Origin of the sequence: Streptomyces sp. NPDC005303, from assembly GCF_040607335.1 — a bacterium.
Taxonomy (GTDB): Bacteria; Actinomycetota; Actinomycetes; order Streptomycetales; family Streptomycetaceae; genus Streptomyces.
Window position 1 is genome coordinate 153,878 of the sequence record NZ_JBEXGM010000003.1, and the last position, 19,159, is coordinate 173,036.

Sequence of the window (19,159 nt, forward strand, 5' to 3'; positions counted from 1 at the left end):
CCAACTCCCCTGTGAAACCCGCGAATCGAGGCTGAACACCATGCGCGAGATCGTCACCTTCGACGCCTACGGCACCCTGGTCGACTTCCAGCTCGGCCCCACCACCCTGAAGGTCCTCGCCGACCGGCTGGACCTGGACAACCTGGACGTCGACGAGTTCCTCGACGACTTCCGCGTGATGCGCTTCCAGGCCGTCCTGGAGGCCTACCGGCCGTACCACGAGATCCTGCATTCCAGCCTGCGGAATGCCATGCGCCTGCACGGCCTGGAATACCGCGAATCCGACGGCGACGCCCTCGTCGAGGCCGTTCCCACCTTCGGCCCCTTCCCCGAAGTCCCGGACGCCCTGCGCGCGTTGAAGAGCCGGTACGAGATCGCCATCATCACCAACAGCGACGACAACCTGATCGCGCGCAACGTCGAGAACATCGGCGTCGACTTCGACCACGTCATCACGGCCGAGCAGGCGCGCGCCTACAAGCCGGACCGGCAGACCTTCGAGCACGCCTTCAAGACGATCGGCGTCGAGCCCTCTCAGGTCATCCACACCGCGCAGGGCTGGGAGTACGACCACATCCCCACCCGCGACCTGGGCCTGAGGCGCCGGGTGTGGATCAACCGCTACGGCCGCCCCGGCAGCGCCGACTACCAGCCCTACGACGTGCTGCCCGACCTGTCGGGCCTGCCGGCGCTGCTCGGCTGCTGAACTTCCGCACGGATTCGAGGACGCACGCCATGAAACAGATCCCCTACTGGCTCGACACCGCCCCCGCCCTGCCCGACCGGTCCGGCAAGGACCTGCCCCCCGAGGCGGACGTGGTGGTCATCGGCGGCGGCCTCACCGGCCTGTCCACCGCCTTCCACGCCGCCCGCAAGGGGGCCCGGGTGGTCCTCGTCGAGAAGGACAAGGTCGGCTCGGGTGCCTCCGGACGCAACGGCAGCATGTGCACACAGGGCATCACCATCGGGGTGGGTGAGGCCCGCAAGCGCTTCGGGCAGCAGCGGGCCCGCGAGTTGTACGACGCGTTCCGCGAGGCGGTCGACGTCGTCGAGGACCTCACCCGCGCCGAGCAGATCGACTGCGACTTCAAGCGCTCCGGGCGCCTGGGCGTGGCGTACAAGCCGCAGCACTTCGAGTCGATGAAGGCCACCCAGCGCGACCTGGCCGACAACTTCGGCCACGAGACCACGCTGCTCTCCCCCGGCGACCTCAAGGCCGAACTGGGTTCGGACTACTACCACGGGGCCCTGCTCGACCCGCTCAGCGCGGGTCTCCATGTCGGCAAGTACGTCCACGGCCTCGCGGACGCGGCCGAGCGTGCCGGTGCCGAGATCCACGAACGCAACGCGGCGACCGGACTCACCCGTCTCCCCGGGGGCGGCTTCCTGGTCGAGACGCTGCACGGCACCATCCGTGCCCGGCAGGTGATGGCCGCGACCGACGCCTACACCGACAAGGCGCTGCCCTGGTTCCGCAAGCGGCTGATCAACGTCGGCAGTTTCATCATCGTCACCGAACCGCTCGGTGAGGCGCGCGCCCGGGAACTGATCCCTAAGGCCCGCCTGGTGGTGGACTCCAAGAACATCGGGCACTACATCCGCCTCACCCCCGACCACCGCCTGGCCTTCGGCGGCCGGGCCCGCTTCGCCCCGTCCGACCCCGCCTCCGACCTCAAGAGCGGAGACATCCTCAGGCGGGAGATGACGGAGATCTTCCCGCAGCTGGCCGGTGTGAAGGTCGACTACGTGTGGGGCGGCATGGTCGGCTTCTCCTGGGACCGCCTGCCGCACGCGGGCGAGGCCGAAGGGGCCAAGGGCCTGTACTACTCGATGGGTTACTGCGGCCACGGTGTCCAGATGGCCACCTACATGGGCCGCGCGGTCGCCGAGATGATGGACGGCAAGCCGGAGGCCAACCCCCTGCACGGCCTGGGCTTCCCCAAGGTCCCGGTCCCCTTCTACAACGGCACGGCCTGGTTCCTGCCGTTCGGCGGTGCCTACTACAAGGCCAAGGACCGACTGCGCTGAGCCGACACGGTCGCGGTGACACCGGCGGGGTGCTTTTCACGAGGTGATCGTGGAAGGCCCCCGCCATCACGGCACAGGGTTCGACGACGCGTTCGCTCACAACACTTGACCCGGTGAGGTGGACACCATGGCGGTCACCACAGTGCTCGGTCCGGTCCCTGCCGCGGAACTCGGCCGCACGCTCATGCACGAGCATCTCCTCGCGGACCGCTTCCGTGTTTCCGGCAAGGACGACTACGTCCTGCTCGACAGACAACTCGCGGCGGTCGAACTCGCCGCGTACGCAGGAGCCGGCGGCCGCACTCTGGTCGATCTGACGGTCCCCGACTTCGGCCGTGACCCCGAAGCACTCGCTCACCTCTCGCAGGTCACGGGCGTGCAGATCGTGATGGGTGCCGGTTGGTACCACGAGAAGTACTACCCGCCCGAGATCGACCGGTCGAGCGTGGACGCGCTCGCCCGTAGCCTTGTCGCCGAGTTCGAGCACGGCGTCGGTGACACCGGTATCCGGCCCGGCATCATCGGTGAACTCGGCGCGGGAGAGACCGGCGGCTGGATGACCGCGCAGGAGGAACGGGTGTTCCGTGCCGCGGGCCGGGCCCAGCGCGCGATCGGCTGTCCCGTCACCACGCACGCGTTCCGTACCCGGGTCGGCATGGACCAGGTCGCCGTCCTGAAGGAGGAGGGGGCCGATCCAAGGTCGATCATCGTGGGGCACTGCGACAGCATCGAGGACCCGGGCTTTCACGAAGCACTCGCCGCCACCGGCGCCTGGGTGCAATTCGATCTTCTCCGCGCGACAGCCGAAGAGGACATCCGCAAGAAGGTCGAGGTCGTCGTCGAGTTCTGGCGTCGCGGTCACGCCGACGCGATGCTGCTCTCGCAGGACGTCTGCATGAAGAGTCACCTGCGCGCTTACGGCGGCATGGGATACACAGGCCTCTTCGACTGCTACGAACCGCGGCTGCTGGAGGCCGGACTTCCGGCCGAGGTGTTCCACCAGGTCGTGGAGGTCAATCCGGCACGGGTCTTCGGCTCCTGAGGGGAACGCGCTCGTCCTTTCAGCTCGGCCGGGCCATGGCCTTCACGAAGGCGCGCTCGACGTCCGCCGCCGACAGGACGCCGTAGATCTCTCCGGTCTCCTCGACGACGAGGTACTCGGTGGCGGGGGTCGCGCGGAGGGTGTCCAGCAGGTCCTCCCCCGCGAGTTCGGCGGAGACCCGCATGCCGTCGGTGAGGTCCTGGGCGAGGCCGCTGACGGCGACCCAGGGGCGGCGGTGTTCGGGTACGCCGACGATCGCCGCCTCGCGGACGAGGGACAGCGGGGTGCCCTCGGGGTCGACGACGACCAGGGCGCGGGCGCCGGCGTCGTTGGCTCGGCGCAGGGCCTCGGAGAGAGGGGTGTCGCTCTCGACGGGGACCGCTCGGCGGGTGAGGGTGCGGGCTCGCAGGTCGGGGAGGTGTTCGCGCAGGCGGGCCATGCGCAGGCTGTTGCCGGCGCCGGTCCAGATGATCGCGGCGAGGATCGCGGCCAGCAGGGCGTCCATCACGGTGTCCATGCCGACGTTGTCCTCGGCGGAGGAGCCGAGGGCTCCGGACTGGGTGAGCAGCGGGAGGCCGATGAGGACGCAGACGGCGAGGGCGCGGCCGACCCAGGCGGCGGCGATGGTGCCGCTCATGGGCTTGCCGGTGATCTTCCAGACGACCGCGCGGAGCATGCGGCCGCCGTCGAGGGGGAGGCCGGGCAGGAGGTTGAAGGCGGCCACGATGAGGTTGGAGACCATCAGGCCGGCGAGCAGGACGCCGGGGACCGTGCCGGGTTCGACGGGCTGCATGGCCAGGTAGAAGACGCCGGCGAGGACCAGGGAGAGCAGCGGGCCGACGAAGGCCAGCACGAACTCCCGGCCGGGGGTCTCGGCCTCCTTCTCGATCTCGGAGACACCGCCGAAGAACTGGAGCTGGATGCGGCGGACCGGGAGCTTGAAGCGCAGTGCCGCGACGGTGTGGGCCAGTTCGTGGACGAGGACGGAGGCGTAGAAGGCGACCGCGAAGAAGAGGGAGACGAGGTAGCGGGCGGCGCCGAGTTCCGGCAGCACGCGGTCCAGTTGGCCGCCGAACACCCAGGTGATGAGCGCGGCGACGAGGAACCAGCTGGGGGCGACGTAGACGGGCACGCCGAAGGGACGGCCCATCAGCAGTCCGCCACGCGGCTGGGGGGACGAGGGCGGAGGGTTCTTCGGGGCGCCGGAGTGGGCGAGGGTGCGGTGGTCCTCGGTGGGGTGGAGATCGTGGGGCGTGTCGGGTTTCCGCAGGTCGGCGGGCTGACCGGGGTCGGTCACGGGGGTGGGCGGATGCTCGGCGTCCCCGGCACCGGTCTCGCTGCCTGCGGCCGGCCCATCGGCGTGGTCGTCCGTGGCCGGCTGCCGTGCGGCGTCGGTGCCCTCGGTCGCGTCGTCGGCGTGGGGGGCCTCGCGCTCGGTGGACGGGGCGACGGCCGGGGTCCCGTCGTCGTGCGGGTCGGGGGCCGTGGGGTCGGTGGTCTCGGCCGTGGGCCCTGCGTGGGGCTTGGCCGGCCGGTCCGTACCGGACCGCGGCTGCCCGCTCCCGCCGCTCTCGTCCACGATGTCCCCTCGTTCGAAGCATCTTCCGCGCCTGCCGTGCGGAAGGGTCTCGGGTCGATGGTATGCGGCGGTCGTTACGCGTTCCGCCCCGGCACCCCCCGCGTTTCCTCAGGAGCCACAGCTGCAACGGCCACGAATGGGTCACTGTCAGTGGCGGGCCGTATGGTCTGTGGTCATGGAGACGAGCACGGAGGGCGTGGCCGCGGCCGCCGCCGATGACCCGTCGGGTGCGACGCGACCCGCGACGGCCGAGGCACCGGACACGACCGGGACCGAGGTCGGGCCGACGGCGGCCGAGGTCGGTCCGGATGCCGGGCACACGGCCGCCGCTGACCCGCCGGCGACGGACACGGCGCAACCCGCAACGACAGAGGCACCGGACACAGCCGCCCCTGAGACCACGCCGACGGCGGTCGCCGCAGGTCCCGACGGCGAGAACACGGCCGCCCATGACACCCGGACGAAGGAAGCGGCGCAACCCGCAACGACACAGGCACCGGACACAGGCGCCCCAGAGACCGCGCCCACGGCGGTCGCGGCGGGTCGGCAGGGTGGCGACGCCGATGCTGACCCGCGGACGGCGGAGACGTCGAGCGCGGCCCGGCCCGGGACGGCAGGGGAACCGGACGCGGTCGATGCCGGGGCCACGTCGGCGGCGGTCGTAGCCGGTCAGGAGGGCGGGGACACGGCCGCCGAGGATCCGCAGGCGGGGGACGCGGCACAGTCCCGGGCGGTCGCCGGAACCCCGCCGACGGCGGTCGCGGTCGGTCGGCAGGGTGAGGGACCCGCCGATGAGCCGCAGGCGAGGGACGCGGCACAGCACATGACCGTCGCCCGGACCGCGCCGACGGCGGGCGCGGTCGGTGCGCGGGGCGGGGGCGACGCGGCAGGAGCGGTCCCCGTCGTAGGAGCAGTGACGGACACCGGTGCGGGGTCCCCGGTTGCCGTCAGGACGTACGCCGCGCCCGCCTCCCTGTCTCCTTCTCGTGCCAATGACTTCATGCAGTGCCCGCTGCTGTACCGGTTCCGGGTGATCGACCGGCTGCCGGAGAAGCCGAGTGCGGCGGCGACCCGGGGAACCCTGGTGCACTCGGTGCTGGAGCGGCTCTTCGACGCCCCGGCCGGGGAGCGGACCGCGCCCGCGGCCAAGTCGCTGATCCCCGGTCAGTGGGACCGGCTGCGGGAGAGCCGGCCTGAGGTGGTGGAGCTGTTCGCCGAGGATCCGGACGGCGAGCGGCTGGCGACGTGGCTGGCCGAGGCGGAGCAACTGGTCGAGCGGTGGTTCACGCTGGAGGACCCGACGCGACTCGAGCCCGCGGAGCGGGAGTTGTTCGTCGAGGCGGAACTGGACTCGGGGCTGCGGCTGCGCGGGATCATCGACCGGGTCGACGTGGCGCCTACCGGCGAGGTGCGGATCGTCGACTACAAGACCGGCAAGGCGCCCCGCCCCGAGTACGCCGAGGGCGCGCTGTTCCAGATGAAGTTCTACGCGCTGGTGGTGTGGCGGCTGAAGAACGTGATCCCGCGACGACTCCAGCTCGTCTATCTCGGCAGCGGTGACGTCCTGACGTACGATCCGGTCCTCGCCGACCTGGAGCGTGTCGAGCGCAAGCTGCTGGCGCTGTGGGAGGCGATCCGGCAGGCCACGGAGACAGGTGACTGGCGACCGCGGCCGACCAAGCTGTGCGGCTGGTGCGACCACCGGGAGCACTGCCCGGAGTTCGGCGGCACTCCCCCGCCCTACCCACTGCCGGTGAAGCCCGCGACCGGCGAGCAGGGCAGAATGGGGCCGGACTAGCGAAGGAGACTTACGTGGCCATCCGCGTCCTACTGGTCGACGACCAGCCGCTGCTGCGTACCGGGTTCCGGATGATTCTGGAGGCCGAGCAGGACATCGCGGTCGTGGGCGAGGCCGGAGACGGCCTTCAGGCTCTCGACCAGGTGCGGGCGCTGCAGCCCGATGTGGTCCTGATGGACATCCGTATGCCGCGGATGGACGGTGTGGAGGCGACCCGGCAGATCACCGGTCCCGGGCGGGACGGACCGGCCAAGGTGCTGGTGCTGACCACCTTCGACCTCGACGAGTACGTGGTGGAGGCGCTGCGGGCGGGGGCCAGCGGGTTCCTGCTCAAGGACGCTCCGGCCAATGAACTCGTGCAGGCGATCCGGGTGGTGGCCGGGGGCGAGGCGATGCTCGCGCCGAGCATCACCCGCCGGCTGCTCGACAAGTACGCCACGCATCTGCCGTCCGGTGACGAGCCGGTGCCGGACACGCTGCACACGCTGACCGACCGCGAGGTCGAGGTGCTGAAGCTGGTGGCGCGCGGGCTGTCGAACGCGGAGATCGCGGCGGATCTGTTCGTCAGCGAGACCACGGTGAAGACGCATGTGGGTCACGTGCTGACCAAGCTGGGGCTGCGGGACCGGGTGCAGGCCGCGGTGTACGCGTACGAGAGCGGTCTGGTGCGTCCCGGCGCTCAGTGAGCAGGGCGGTCAGCGGTACCAGAGCGAAGAGGGCGTCCCCCACCTGACTGGGGGCGCCCTCTTCGTGTGTGCGGCCGCTGAACCGGCGTTTGGCGTCGGCCTGTCGGATCAGCCCTTGCTGAGTTCCCAGAAGCGGAACACCGTGGAGGCGTCGAGGCAGTACTCCAGGCCGTAGACGTCGTCGCGGACGACGGCGTACTGCTTGGCCTGCCAGACCGGCAGGACGGGGACGTCCTCGGCGACGAGGTTCTGGAGCGTGCCGAAGGGTTCGTCCGTCGCGGCGCGGTCCGGCTGGGCGGCGGTCTCGGGGATCAGCGCGCCGGTGATCTTGTTGTTGCTGTAGTTGTTGTCGAGCACGTTGCCCTTGCCGAAGAAGGGGGCCGTGAAGTTGTCGGCGTCCGGGTAGTCGGGCACCCAGCCCTTGACGTACACGCCGTACTTGCCGGCGGCGATGTCCTTCTCGTACTGGTCGAAGGCCACGGACTTGACGTCGGCGTCGAACAGCCCGCTGGCGTTGAGCTGCCGGGCGATCGTCTTGAGCTCCTGGTCGGTGGCCGGGCCGTAGCGCGACGGGGTCGACCAGAGGGTCAGCTTCACCTTGCCGGTGATGCCGTCGTCGGCGAGGGCGGCGGCGGCCTTGGACCTGGAGGGCTGGGCGCCGTAGGTGTCGAAGAAGGCCGTGTTGTGGCCCGCGATACCGGCCGGGATGATCGAGTAGAGCGGGGTCGCGGTGCCCTGGTAGACGTCGTGGATGAGGGCCTCGCGGTCGAGCAGGTAGGCCATCGCCTTGCGGACGCCGGATCGGCCCGTGACCGGGTCGTCCATGTTGAAGACGAGGTGCTGGACCTCGGCGCTGGTGCCCTCGACGACCTCGACTCCGGAGTCGGGTGAGGCCTTCTCGATGTCGGCGATGTCGCCCGCGCTCAGACCGCGGTAGGCGATGTCGACCTTGTCGTCGGTCAGGGCGGTCTTCAGGGCGGCCTGGTCGCCGTGGAAGAACTTCAGCGTGACGCCGGAGTTCTGGGGCTCGGCGGTGCCCTTGTAGTTCTCGTTGACGGAGAACACGGCCTGGTCGTCGTCGAAGGAGTCGAGTTGGTAGGGGCCGGAGCCGAACGCCTTGCCGTCCTTGCGCAGACCGTCGGCGTCGTACTGCCTGTGGTCGACGATGGAGCCCGCGCCGGAGGCGATCTTGCTCGGGAAGGTGGCGTCGGGGGTGTTCAGCTGGAAGACGACGGTCTTCTCGTCCGGTGTCTTCACCTTGTCGAGCATGGGGAACATGATCGCGGGACCGGCGTCGTCGTTGATCTTCAGCATACGGTCGAAGGAGTACTTGACGTCCTCGGAGGTGAGCGCGTCACCGTTGCTGAACTTGAGGCCATCCTTGAGGGTGCACTCGTACACCTGGGTCTTGGTGTCGGTGAACTCGCAGCTCTTGGCGGCGTCCGGCTCCGGTTCCGTGCCGCCCTTGGGGAAGCTGAGCAGCGACTGGAAGACGTTGTTGAACAGCAGCCAGGAGCCGGGGTCGTAGCCGGAGGCCGGGTCCGTGGCGAGTACGTCGTCGGACATGCCCATGACCACCGAGGAGCCGTCGGAACCGGGCCCCCCGGACTCCGTGCCGCAGCCGGTCAGCAGGCCGGAGGCCAGCCCTGCCACGACGGGCAGGACGGACCACTGGATTCGCTTGTTCACGTGCGAGTGCCTTGTCGTCGATTCTTGTGGATCCCGTGCCCGTCCGACCGGGCCCGGGGCGAAAGGGGCGGCGGCCGGTCAGCCGCTCACGCCCTTGCCGAGTTCCCACAGCTGCAGCGTCGACGAGGAGTTGAGCGCGTAGGCGGTGCCCGTGACGTCGTCGCGCGCGGCGACGTACTGCTTGCCCTGCCACAGCGGCAGCACGGGGACGTCCTTGGCGACGATGTCCTGGATCTCGGTGAGGCTTCCGGACGCGGAGAGACGGTCGGCCTCGCGGCGGGAGTCCGGGATCAGAGTGTTGCGGATCTGGCTGTTGGCGTAGGGCGAACCGAGGAAGTTGTCCTTGTCGAGGAACGGGGCGAGGTAGTTGTCGGCGTCGGGGAAGTCCGGGAACCAGCCCATGCCGTAGACGTCGTACTCGCCCTTCTGCTCCGCGGGGCGGAAGGTGGCCCAGGGGGCGCCCTTGATGCTGACGTCGAAGAGCCCGCTGGCGTTGAGCTGCTTCTGGAGGTCCTCGAACTCCTCCTTGGTGCCCGAACCGTAGTGGTCGGTCGTGTAGTGGAGCGTCAGCTTCACCGGCGTGCTGATGCCCGCCTCCGTCAGCAGGGACTTGGCCTTGCTGACGCTCGGGTCGCCGTACTTGTTGAAGAAGGAGTTGGAGTGGCCGGTGATGGTGGCCGGGACCAGCGAGAAGAGCGGCTCGGCCTGGGTGCCGTAGACCTTGGAGACGAGTTCGCTGCGGTTGATGAGCTGGGCCATCGCCTGGCGCACGGCCCGGGACTTCACGGCCGGGGCCTTGGTGTTGAAGGCGAGGTAGCGGATCTCCAGGCCGGCCATCTCGACGAGGTCGACGGCGCCGCCCGACTCGTTCGACAGCTTCTGGATCTGCTGGGGCGACAGGGTGCGGGTGATGAGATCGATGTCGCCCTTTTCGAGCGCGGTGCCCATGGCGTCGGCGTCCGTGTACGAGCGCAGTTCGACCTTGTCGTTGTTCACCGTCAACGACCCCTTGTAATTGGGGTTCTTGGTGAAGACGGCGTCCTCGAGCTCGTCGTTCTTGACGTCGGCCTTCATGGTGTAGGGGCCGGAGCCGTCGACGTCGAAGCCGTCACGGAGCTTGTTCTTCTCGTAGTCGTCGGGGTTGACGATGCCGGCGACCGGGGTCGACAGCTTGTACGGGAAGGTGGCGTCTGCGGTCTTGAGGTGGAAGATGACCTCGCGGTCGCCCTTGGTCTCGACGGTGTCGATGGTGGACAGCAGGGCGAAGACACCGGAGTCGGCCTTGATGGCGCGGGCGCGGTCGATGGAGTACTTCACGTCGGTCGCGGTGATGGCGTCGCCGTTCGCGAACTTCAGGCCGTCGCGCAGGGTGCAGACGTAGCGTTCGTTGCCGCTGTCGCTGAAGCCGCAGGACTGGGCTGCCTCGGGCACGGGTTCGCCGTCGCCCTTGGGCTGGATCATCAGGGTCTGCACGGTCTGGCGCAGGACGTTCCAGGTGCCGACGTCGTAGGCGTAGGCGGGGTCCAGCGGCGCGGGAGCGTCCTTCGTGGCGGTGAACCGGTCCGTGGTGCCTACGGCGATGGCGTCGTCGCCGCCGCTGCCGCTGCTGGACCCGCCGCAGGCGGCGAGCACCGGCGCGAGCAGACCTATGACGGCCGGCAGCACCAAAGTCTTGCGGTTCATGCTCGAGTTTCTCCACAGCTGTTCAGTCCGTGTACCCGGCATGCAGGGGTTGGCGCGGCGGATCACGGGGTTAGGGCGATGTTCTCACCGTGAGATTAGTCCGCACCTGCAGGAGGGTTCGCAGTCACCGGAGTTGGGCTGCCATCACACAGCGGAACCGGGTGTGGACGCACCGAAGGCCCGCCAGGGGAAGGATTGGTGCAGGCTTTCACCAATCGGGACACATGGGCGCGTCCGTGCGCCTCGAAGCGGAGCGTCCGGCACAGCCTCGGCCGCCTGTCGAGGCCCCGTCGAGTGAAGAACCTCACACGCATAGCGGGGCGCCGATGGGACGGAATTCGGCCGTCCGGCGCACTTCGAATTCTTGCGACAGGGCCCTGGGGAATTACCGCGCTATCCGCGCTGCACGCTGGGTGAACACCCAAGGCATTTCCGTCATCGAAGGGTGATCAGGCCGCGCAGGAATGTCAGGTCGACCTCTTCGAGGGAACCGACGACCGTGCGTCCGGGGGCGGGGGCGATGGGGGCGACGGAGGGCACGGCCACGACCTGGCAGCCTGCGGCTTCGGCGGCGGCGACACCGGTCGCGGTGTCCTCGACGACGGCGCATCTGGCCGGGTCCGCGCCGAGTCCGGCGGCGGCGAACAGATACGGGTCGGGGTGCGGCTTGGTGCGCGGCACCTCGTCGCCGGCGACCGTCAGGGCGAAGTGCCGGTGGCCCAGGGAGTCGAGGACCCGGTCGATGATGCGCCGGTGCGAGGCGGAGACCAGGGCGGTGGGGATCCGGTGCGCGGACAGTTCGGCCAGCAGCCGGGTGGCGCCGGGCATCAGCGGCAGGGAGTGGCCGATACGGTCCTCGAAGCCCTGGTTGAGCAGGACGGTGAGCTCGGCGAGGGTGATGTCGGCGCCGGTGGCCTCGATCAGGAAACCGGCGCTGCGGGTCATGGGGCCGCCGACCACGACATGGCGCCAGGAGTCGTCGAGGGCATGGCCCAGTCCGGCGAAGACCTCGACCTCGACGTCCCACCAGAAGCCCTCGGTGTCCACCAGGGTGCCGTCCATGTCGAGGAGGACGGCCTGGAGGGCGGAGCCGTCTGCCGTTCGGGTCACTGCCGCGGGGACCGTGCTGGTCATCCACGTACCTCCTTGGGGGACGAGCAGGCCGGCTCCCACGAAGGGAACCGGCCTGCTGTGGACCGACCAGTGTACGACTTGTGCGATCAGTGTGCTCGGCGAGCCGGACGGCGGCGGTTCGGCGGGCTCAGCGGGCGTTGAAGTACTTCGCCTCCGGGTGGTGGATGACGATCGCGTCGGTGGACTGCTCGGGGTGGAGCTGGAACTCCTCGCTCAGGTGGACGCCGATGCGCTCCGGCTGGAGCAGGTCGGCGATCTTGGCGCGGTCCTCCAGGTTGGGGCAGGCGCCGTAGCCGAGGGAGAAGCGGGCGCCCCGGTACTTCAGGGCGAACATGTCCTCGATGTCGTTCGGGTCCTCACCGGCGTAGCCCAGCTCCGAACGCACGCGCGCATGCCAGTACTCGGCGAGCGCCTCGGCCAACTGGACGGACAGGCCGTGCAGTTCCAGGTAGTCGCGGTAGGCGTTCGCCTCGAAGAGCCTGGCGGTCTGCTCGCCGATCCGGGAGCCGACGGTGACGACCTGGAAGCCGACCACGTCGGTCTCCCCCGACTCCTCCGGTCGGAAGAAGTCGGCGAGGCACAGCCGTCGGCCGCGGCGCTGGCGCGGAAAGGTGAAGCGGGTGCGTTCGTTGCCCTCCTGGTCCAGGATGATCAGGTCGTCGTCCTTGGACACGCACGGAAAGTAGCCGTAGACGACGGCGGCTTCGAGGAGGTTCTCGGTCTGGAGCCGGTCGAGCAGACCGCGCAGCCGGGGCCGCCCGTCGGTCTCGACGAGCTCCTCGTACGTCGGTCCCTCGCCGGTGCGGGCCTGCTTGAGCCCCCACTGCCCCTTGAACAGGGCGCCCTCGTCGAGCCAGGAGGCGTACTCCTTGAGCTGGATGCCCTTGATGACCCGGGTGTCCCAGAACGGCGGAGTGGGCACCGGGTTGTCGGTGGCCACGTCGGAGCGGACGTGCCCCTCTTCGGGCCGCTCCTCCTCCACCGTCACGGCACTGGCGCGCACCCGGCGTTGCTTGAGTTCGGGCAGCTTGGCGCCGGGCACACCGCGCTTGACGCCGATGAGGGCGTCCATGAGGCGCAAGCCCTCGAACGCGTCGCGGGCGTAGCGGACTTCGCCCTGGTAGATCTCGTGCAGGTCCTGCTCCACGTACGCCCGGGTCAGCGCGGCTCCGCCGAGGATGACCGGGAAGTCGGCGGCCATACCGCGCTGGTTGAGCTCCTCCAGGTTCTCCTTCATGATCACCGTGGACTTCACCAGCAGGCCCGACATGCCGATGACGTCGGCCCGATGCTCGGCGGCGGCCTCCAGGATCGCCGAGACCGGCTGCTTGATGCCCAGGTTGACCACGTTGTAGCCGTTGTTGGACAGGATGATGTCCACCAGGTTCTTGCCGATGTCGTGGACGTCGCCGCGCACCGTGGCCAGCACGATGGTGCCCTTGCCGGCCTCGTCGCCCTCGACCTTCTCCATGTGCGGTTCGAGGTAGGCGACGGCGGTCTTCATGACCTCGGCGGACTGCAGGACGAACGGCAGCTGCATCTGGCCGGAGCCGAACAGCTCGCCGACGACCTTCATGCCGTCCAGGAGGGTGTCGTTGACGATGTCCAGAGCGGGACGCGTCTGGAGCGCCTCATCGAGGTCGGCCTCCAGGCCGTTCTTCTCGCCGTCGATGATGCGCCGCTTGAGACGCTCCTCCAGGGGCAGGGCGGCCAGTTCCTCGGCCCGGCCCGCCTTGAGGGACTTGGTGGTGGCGCCCTCGAACAGGGCCATCAGCTTCTGCAGGGGGTCGTAGCCCTCGGCGCGACGGTCGTAGATGAGGTCGAGGGCCGTCTGGACCTCTTCCTCGCTGAAGCGGGCGATCGGCAGGATCTTCGAGGCGTGGACGATCGCCGAGTCCAGGCCCGCCTTGACGCACTCGTCCAGGAACACCGAGTTCAGCAGGACGCGGGCGGCCGGGTTGAGGCCGAAGGAGATGTTGGACAGGCCCAGCGTGGTCTGCACGTCCGGGTGGCGGCGCTTGAGTTCACGGATCGCCTCGATGGTGGCGACGCCGTCCTTCCTCGACTCCTCCTGACCGGTACAGATGGTGAAGGTCAGGGTGTCGATCAGGATGTCCGACTCGTGGATGCCCCAGTTGCCGGTCAGGTCCTCGATCAGTCGCTCGGCGATGGCGACCTTGTGCTCGGGGGTGCGGGCCTGGCCCTCCTCGTCGATGGTCAGCGCGATCAGCGCGGCGCCGTGCTCCTGGGCGAGCTTGGTGACCTTCGCGAAGCGGGACTCGGGGCCGTCGCCGTCCTCGTAGTTGACGGAGTTGATGACCGCCCGGCCGCCGAGCTTCTCCAGACCCGCCTCGATGACCGGGACCTCGGTGGAGTCCAGGACGATCGGCAGGGTGGAGGCGGTGGCGAACCGGCCGGCCAGCTCCTTCATGTCCGCCACACCGTCACGGCCCACGTAGTCCACACACAGGTCCAGCATGTGGGCGCCCTCGCGGATCTGCTCGCGGGCCATCTCCACACAGTCGTCCCAGCGGGCCTCCAGCATGGCCTCACGGAACTTCTTCGAACCGTTGGCGTTGGTCCGCTCACCGATCGCCAGATAGGAGGTGTCCTGACGGAACGGGACCGTCTGGTAGAGGGAGGCCGCTCCCGGCTCGGGCTGCGGGTGACGCTCGGCGGGCGTGAGGTCACGGACCCGCTCGACGACCTGGCGCAGATGCTCGGGGGTGGTGCCGCAACAACCGCCGATCAGGGAGAGGCCGTAGTCGCGGACGAAGGTCTCCTGTGCGTCGGCCAGGCCCTCGGGGTCGAGCGGGAAGTGCGCGCCGTCCTTGGTGAGGATCGGCAGACCCGCGTTCGGCATGCACAGCAGCGGGATGCGGGAGTGCCGGGCGAGGTAGCGCAGGTGCTCGCTCATCTCGGCCGGGCCGGTCGAGCAGTTCAGGCCGATCATGTCGATGCCGAGCGGCTCCAGCGCGGTCAGCGCGGCGCCGATCTCGGAGCCGAGGAGCATGGTGCCGGTGGTCTCGAACGCCATCGAGACCACCAGCGGCACATCCGCGCCGGTGGCCTCCAGCGCGCGGTGGGCGCCCAGTACGGATGCCTTCGTCTGAAGCAGGTCCTGCGTGGTCTCGACGATCAGGGCGTCGGCGCCGCCTGCGAGCAGTCCCTCGACGTTGGCCTGGTAGCCGTCGCGGATGGTGGCGTAGTCGATGTGACCGAGGGTGGGCAGCTTGGTGCCGGGGCCGACGGAGCCCAGGACCCAGCGCTGGCGGCCGTCGCGGGCGGTGTGCTCGTCGGCCGCCTCACGGGCGATGCGGGCGCCCGCCTCGGACAGTTCGTGCACGCGGTCGGCGATGTCGTACTCCGACGCGGCCGTGTGGTTGGACCCGAAGGTGTTGGTCTCGACGCAGTCGACGCCCACCGCGAAGTAGGCGTCGTGGACGGAGCGGACGATGTCCGGGCGGGTCACGTTGAGGATCTCGTTGCACCCCTCGAGATTCTCGAAGTCCTCGAGCGTGGGGTCCTGCGCCTGCAGCATGGTTCCCATCGCTCCGTCGGCTACCACCACTCGGGTGGCGAGCGCCTCGCGGAGCGCGGACACACGGGTCCGGCTGTCGGCGGAAGGGGTCAGTGGCGACGAGGCCATGAAAGGGCTCCCTCAGTTGCGACGGCTGTCGGCTTCAGGCGCCCGCGAGTCGTCCCACGCCGGGCGCACCACGCCAGGGTAGCCGGGTCCCCGCCGGGACGGTCGGCGCGTCCACGGGACGGACGAGGGTGTCGGGCAGGTCACCGGTGGGATACCAGTGACGCAACAGTTGCCGACCGACCATTAGCGGGAGGTCGGCAACGACCGGTAGTGTTCGACATTGCCGAACACCGGCAGCGACGCCGTAACACGCGGCTGTCGAAGGGGACGGAGGCAGGACGGCGATGGCACGGAACATCCAGTCGCTCGAACGGGCGGCCGCGATGCTGCGGCTCCTCGCGGGCGGCGAGCGGAGACTCGGCCTGTCGGACATCGCCTCGTCCCTGGGCCTCGCCAAGGGCACCGCGCACGGCATCCTGCGCACTCTCCAGGCGGAGGGGTTCGTGGAGCAGGACGAGGCCTCCGGGCGGTACCAGCTGGGCGCCGAGCTGCTACGCCTGGGCACCACCTATCTGGACGTGCACGAGCTGCGCGCGCGTGCGCTCGTATGGACCGACGATCTGGCCCGCTCCAGCGGCGAGAGCGTCCATCTGGGCGTGCTGCACCAGCAGGGCGTGCTGATCGTGCACCACGTCTTCCGGCCCGACGACAGCCGGCAGGTGCTGGAGATCGGGGCCATGCAGCCCCTGCACTGCACGGCGCTCGGCAAGGTGCTCTCGGCGTACGACCCGGTCGCGCACAGCGAGGCACTGGAGAGCGACCGCAAGGCGTTCACCGACCGGACCGTGTGCGACCTGGAGGAGTTCGAGCAGCTCCTCGACGTCACGCGCGCGCGTGGGTACGCGGCGGACGTGGAGGAGACCTGGGAGGGCGTCGCGTCCATCGCCGCGCCCATCCATGACCGGCGGCGCATGCCGGTCGGCGCGGTCGGCATCACGGGCGCCGTGGAGCGGCTGTGCCGGCCGGACGAGGAGGGCGCGCTGCGTCCGGAGCTGATCGCGGCGGTGCGGGACTGCGCCCGCGCGGTCTCGCGGGACCTGGGCGCCGGGCGGTTCTGAGGACCGCCAGGAGAGGGCCGGTACGGGCCGGTACGTCGGTGACGTGCCGGCCCTCGGTCGCACCCTGACACAACGACACAAATCGCCGGCACAAGATCGCTGACTCACAGTCATGAATAACGATCGTGTTTTCGACTACAGAACTCTTGACGTGCGCGTAACCCCGGAGCAAGACTCCCGTCCATCGGTCGGCATTGTCGAACACCTACCGGCAATACGCGCTAGAGTGTGACAACGCCAAGGGCCGGCATCGCTCTCATCCCCGAGAGCAGCTCGAACCTCCGGAGGGACCCGGGGTTCGGTCCCCTGGACGAAGGACAAAGGAGTCGCGGGTGTCCAGCTCCGACATCTTCATCGGCGAGACCATCGGTACCGCCATACTCATCCTGCTCGGCGGAGGCGTGTGCGCCGCCGTGACGCTGAAGGCCTCCAAGGCCCGTAACGCCGGCTGGCTCGCCATCACCTTCGGGTGGGGTTTCGCCGTTCTGACGGCCGTCTACACCTCGGCGCCGCTCTCGGGCGCCCACCTCAACCCGGCCGTGACGCTCGCGCTCGCCCTGAAGAAGGACGGCATCTCCTGGAGTGACGTCCCGATCTACTGGGGCGGTCAGCTGCTCGGCGCCATGATCGGTGCGGCGCTGGTCTGGGTCGCCTACTACGGCCAGTTCCACGCGCACCTGACCGACAAGGAGATCGTCGGTGCCCCGGGCGCGCAGGCCACCGCCGCCAAGGCCGTCGAGGCGCAGGAGAAGGGCGCCGGACCGGTGCTGGGCATCTTCTCCACCGGCCCCGAGGTCCGGGTCGCCTGGCAGAACGTCGCCACGGAGGTCATCGGCACGATCGTGCTGGTGCTGGCCGTCCTCACGCAGGGTCTCAACGGTGACGGCAAGGGCCTGGGCACCCTGGGCGCCCTGATCACCGCACTCGTCGTCGTCTCCATCGGTCTGTCCCTCGGTGGCCCGACCGGCTATGCGATCAACCCGGCCCGTGACCTCGGTCCGCGTATCGTGCACGCTCTCCTGCCCCTGCCCAACAAGGGCGGCTCCGACTGGGGCTACGCCTGGGTCCCGATCGTCGGCCCGCTGATCGGCGGAGCGGTCGCCGCAGGCATCTACAACATCGCTTTCGCTTAGAACATCCGAAGCGGTCGTACAGCAAAGCAGTCGTAGAAGTCGTAGACCAGTCGTAGACAGTCCGCCTCACTCACGGAACCCCGGGAGCACACAGTGACCGACGCACACACCGCCGGCCCCTTCATCGCCGCCATCGACCAGGGCACCACCTCCAGCCGCTGCATCGTCTTCGACAGGGACGGCCGTATCGTCTCGGTCGACCAGAAGGAGCACGAGCAGATCTTCCCGAAGCCGGGCTGGGTCGAGCACAACGCCAACGAGATCTGGACCAACGTCCAGGAAGTCGTCGCCGGAGCCATCCAGAAGGCCGGCATCACCCGCGACGACATCAAGGCCATCGGCATCACCAACCAGCGCGAGACCACGCTGCTCTGGGACAAGAACACCGGTGAGCCCGTCCACAACGCCATCGTCTGGCAGGACACCCGCACCGACGCGCTCTGCCGCGAGCTCGGCCGCAACGTCGGCCAGGACCGCTTCCGCCGCGAGACCGGCCTGCCGCTGGCCTCCTACTTCGCCGGCCCGAAGGCCCGCTGGCTGCTCGACAACGTCGAGGGCCTGCGCGAGCGCGCCGAGCGCGGCGACATCCTCTTCGGCACCATGGACTCCTGGGTCATCTGGAACCTGACCGGTGGTGTCGACGGCGGCAAGCACTACACCGACGTCACCAACGCCTCCCGCACCATGCTGATGAACCTCCACACCCTGGAGTGGGACGAGAAGATCGCCGAGTCCATCGGCGTGCCGCTGTCGATGCTCCCCGAGATCCGCTCCTCCGCCGAGGTCTACGGCGAGGTCAAGGGCGGCAAGCTGGGCGACCTGCTCGGCGGCATCCCGGTCGCCTCCGCGCTCGGCGACCAGCAGGCGGCCCTGTTCGGCCAGACCTGTTTCGCCGAGGGCGAGGCCAAGTCGACGTACGGCACCGGCACGTTCATGCTGATGAACACCGGCGACAAGATCATCAACTCGTACTCGGGACTGCTGACGACGGTCGGCTACCGCATCGGCGACGAGGCACCGGTCTACGCCCTGGAGGGCTCGATCGCCGTCACCGGTTCGCTGGTGCAGTGGATGCGCGACCAGATGGGCCTGATCTCCACCGCCGCCGAGATCGAGACGCTCGCGCTCTCGGTCGAGGACAACGGCGGCGCGTACTTCGTGCCGGCGTTCTCCGGGCTCTTCGCCCCGTACTGGCGCCCGGACGCCCGCGGTGTGATCGCCGGCCTCACCCGGTACGTCACCAAGGCGCACATCGCCCGCGCCGTCCTGGAGGCCACCGCCTGGCAGACCCGTGAGATCAGCGACGCCATGACCAAGGACTCCGGCGTCGAGCTCGCGGCCCTCAAGGTCGACGGCGGCATGACCTCCAACAACCTGCTGATGCAGACGCTCTCGGACTTCCTGGACGCCCCCGTGGTGCGCCCCATGGTCGCCGAGACCACCTGCCTCGGTGCCGCCTACGCCGCCGGTCTCGCCGTCGGCTTCTGGACCAGCACCGACGACCTGCGCGCCAACTGGCGCCGGGCCGCCGAGTGGACCCCCAACATGGCCGCGGAGAAGCGCGACCGTGAGTACAAGAGCTGGCTCAAGGCCGTCGAGCGGACCATGGGCTGGCTCGAGGACGAGAACTGACGAGAGAGCTCAACGCAAGCTCATCTTGAAGTTCTGATGAGGAGTAAG

General features: G+C 69.3%; 13 protein-coding genes. 8 read left to right on the forward strand and 5 right to left on the reverse strand.

What is annotated here, in order from left to right; translation table 11 throughout:
• Window positions 1-40 precede the first annotated feature (40 nt).
• The 3 genes from ABZT93_RS07125 to ABZT93_RS07135 all read left to right on the forward strand — a co-directional run bounded on the left by ABZT93_RS07125 (window position 41) and on the right by ABZT93_RS07135 (window position 3,070).
• Window positions 41-706 carry a haloacid dehalogenase type II gene (locus tag ABZT93_RS07125; RefSeq protein ID WP_356100172.1) on the forward strand — a complete coding sequence of 222 codons (666 nt, stop codon included), beginning with the start codon at window positions 41-43 and terminating at the stop codon, window positions 704-706.
• A 29-nt stretch (window positions 707-735) separates the two neighbouring features.
• The gene (locus ABZT93_RS07130) at window positions 736-2,028 is read left to right on the forward strand and encodes an FAD-binding oxidoreductase (protein ID WP_356100175.1); all 1,293 of its coding nucleotides are present in this window, start codon (window positions 736-738) and stop codon (window positions 2,026-2,028) included.
• A 127-nt stretch (window positions 2,029-2,155) separates the two neighbouring features.
• The gene (locus tag ABZT93_RS07135) at window positions 2,156-3,070 is read left to right on the forward strand and encodes a phosphotriesterase (protein WP_356100178.1); all 915 of its coding nucleotides are present in this window, start codon (window positions 2,156-2,158) and stop codon (window positions 3,068-3,070) included.
• Window positions 3,071-3,089: 19 nt separating this feature from the next.
• Here ABZT93_RS07135 and ABZT93_RS07140 read toward each other — a convergent pair whose 3' ends face one another.
• A complete protein-coding gene (locus tag ABZT93_RS07140) occupies window positions 3,090-4,649 on the reverse strand; it encodes a site-2 protease family protein (RefSeq protein WP_356100181.1) in 1,560 nt (519 codons plus the stop codon).
• A 913-nt stretch (window positions 4,650-5,562) separates the two neighbouring features.
• Between ABZT93_RS07140 and ABZT93_RS07145 the strand changes: the two genes are divergently transcribed.
• Together ABZT93_RS07145 and ABZT93_RS07150 are read left to right on the forward strand one after the other, a co-directional pair.
• Window positions 5,563-6,447 (forward strand): RecB family exonuclease, encoded by an 885-nt coding sequence (locus ABZT93_RS07145; RefSeq protein WP_356100702.1) that lies wholly within the window; start codon window positions 5,563-5,565, stop codon window positions 6,445-6,447.
• Window positions 6,448-6,461: 14 nt separating this feature from the next.
• Window positions 6,462-7,133 (forward strand): response regulator transcription factor, encoded by a 672-nt coding sequence (locus ABZT93_RS07150; protein ID WP_016434400.1) that lies wholly within the window; start codon window positions 6,462-6,464, stop codon window positions 7,131-7,133.
• Between the two features lie 108 nt (window positions 7,134-7,241).
• Here the strand turns inward: ABZT93_RS07150 and ABZT93_RS07155 are convergent, their stop codons facing one another.
• The 4 genes from ABZT93_RS07155 to metH all read right to left on the reverse strand — a co-directional run bounded on the left by ABZT93_RS07155 (window position 7,242) and on the right by metH (window position 15,288).
• Window positions 7,242-8,822 carry an ABC transporter substrate-binding protein gene (locus ABZT93_RS07155; RefSeq protein ID WP_356100186.1) on the reverse strand — a complete coding sequence of 527 codons (1,581 nt, stop codon included), beginning with the start codon at window positions 8,820-8,822 and terminating at the stop codon, window positions 7,242-7,244.
• Window positions 8,823-8,900: 78 nt separating this feature from the next.
• Window positions 8,901-10,505 carry an ABC transporter substrate-binding protein gene (locus ABZT93_RS07160; protein ID WP_356100189.1) on the reverse strand — a complete coding sequence of 535 codons (1,605 nt, stop codon included), beginning with the start codon at window positions 10,503-10,505 and terminating at the stop codon, window positions 8,901-8,903.
• Window positions 10,506-10,940: 435 nt separating this feature from the next.
• Entirely contained in the window at window positions 10,941-11,639 is a 699-nt protein-coding gene (locus ABZT93_RS07165) for an HAD family phosphatase (RefSeq protein ID WP_356100192.1), read from the reverse strand.
• Window positions 11,640-11,766: 127 nt separating this feature from the next.
• Window positions 11,767-15,288: a methionine synthase gene (gene metH, locus ABZT93_RS07170; RefSeq protein WP_356100196.1), complete on the reverse strand. Its 3,522-nt coding sequence runs from the start codon at window positions 15,286-15,288 to the stop codon at window positions 11,767-11,769.
• Window positions 15,289-15,572: 284 nt separating this feature from the next.
• On the opposite strand from metH, the gene ABZT93_RS07175 reads away from it, so the two are divergent.
• The 3 genes from ABZT93_RS07175 to glpK all read left to right on the forward strand — a co-directional run bounded on the left by ABZT93_RS07175 (window position 15,573) and on the right by glpK (window position 19,111).
• Window positions 15,573-16,346 carry an IclR family transcriptional regulator gene (locus ABZT93_RS07175; protein ID WP_356100199.1) on the forward strand — a complete coding sequence of 258 codons (774 nt, stop codon included), beginning with the start codon at window positions 15,573-15,575 and terminating at the stop codon, window positions 16,344-16,346.
• A 332-nt stretch (window positions 16,347-16,678) separates the two neighbouring features.
• Window positions 16,679-17,479, forward strand: coding sequence for an MIP/aquaporin family protein (locus tag ABZT93_RS07180; protein ID WP_356100202.1), 801 nt, complete (start codon window positions 16,679-16,681; stop codon window positions 17,477-17,479).
• Window positions 17,480-17,572: 93 nt separating this feature from the next.
• The gene (gene glpK / locus ABZT93_RS07185) at window positions 17,573-19,111 is read left to right on the forward strand and encodes a glycerol kinase GlpK (RefSeq protein WP_356100205.1); all 1,539 of its coding nucleotides are present in this window, start codon (window positions 17,573-17,575) and stop codon (window positions 19,109-19,111) included.
• The last annotated feature ends 48 nt before the right edge of the window (window positions 19,112-19,159 follow it).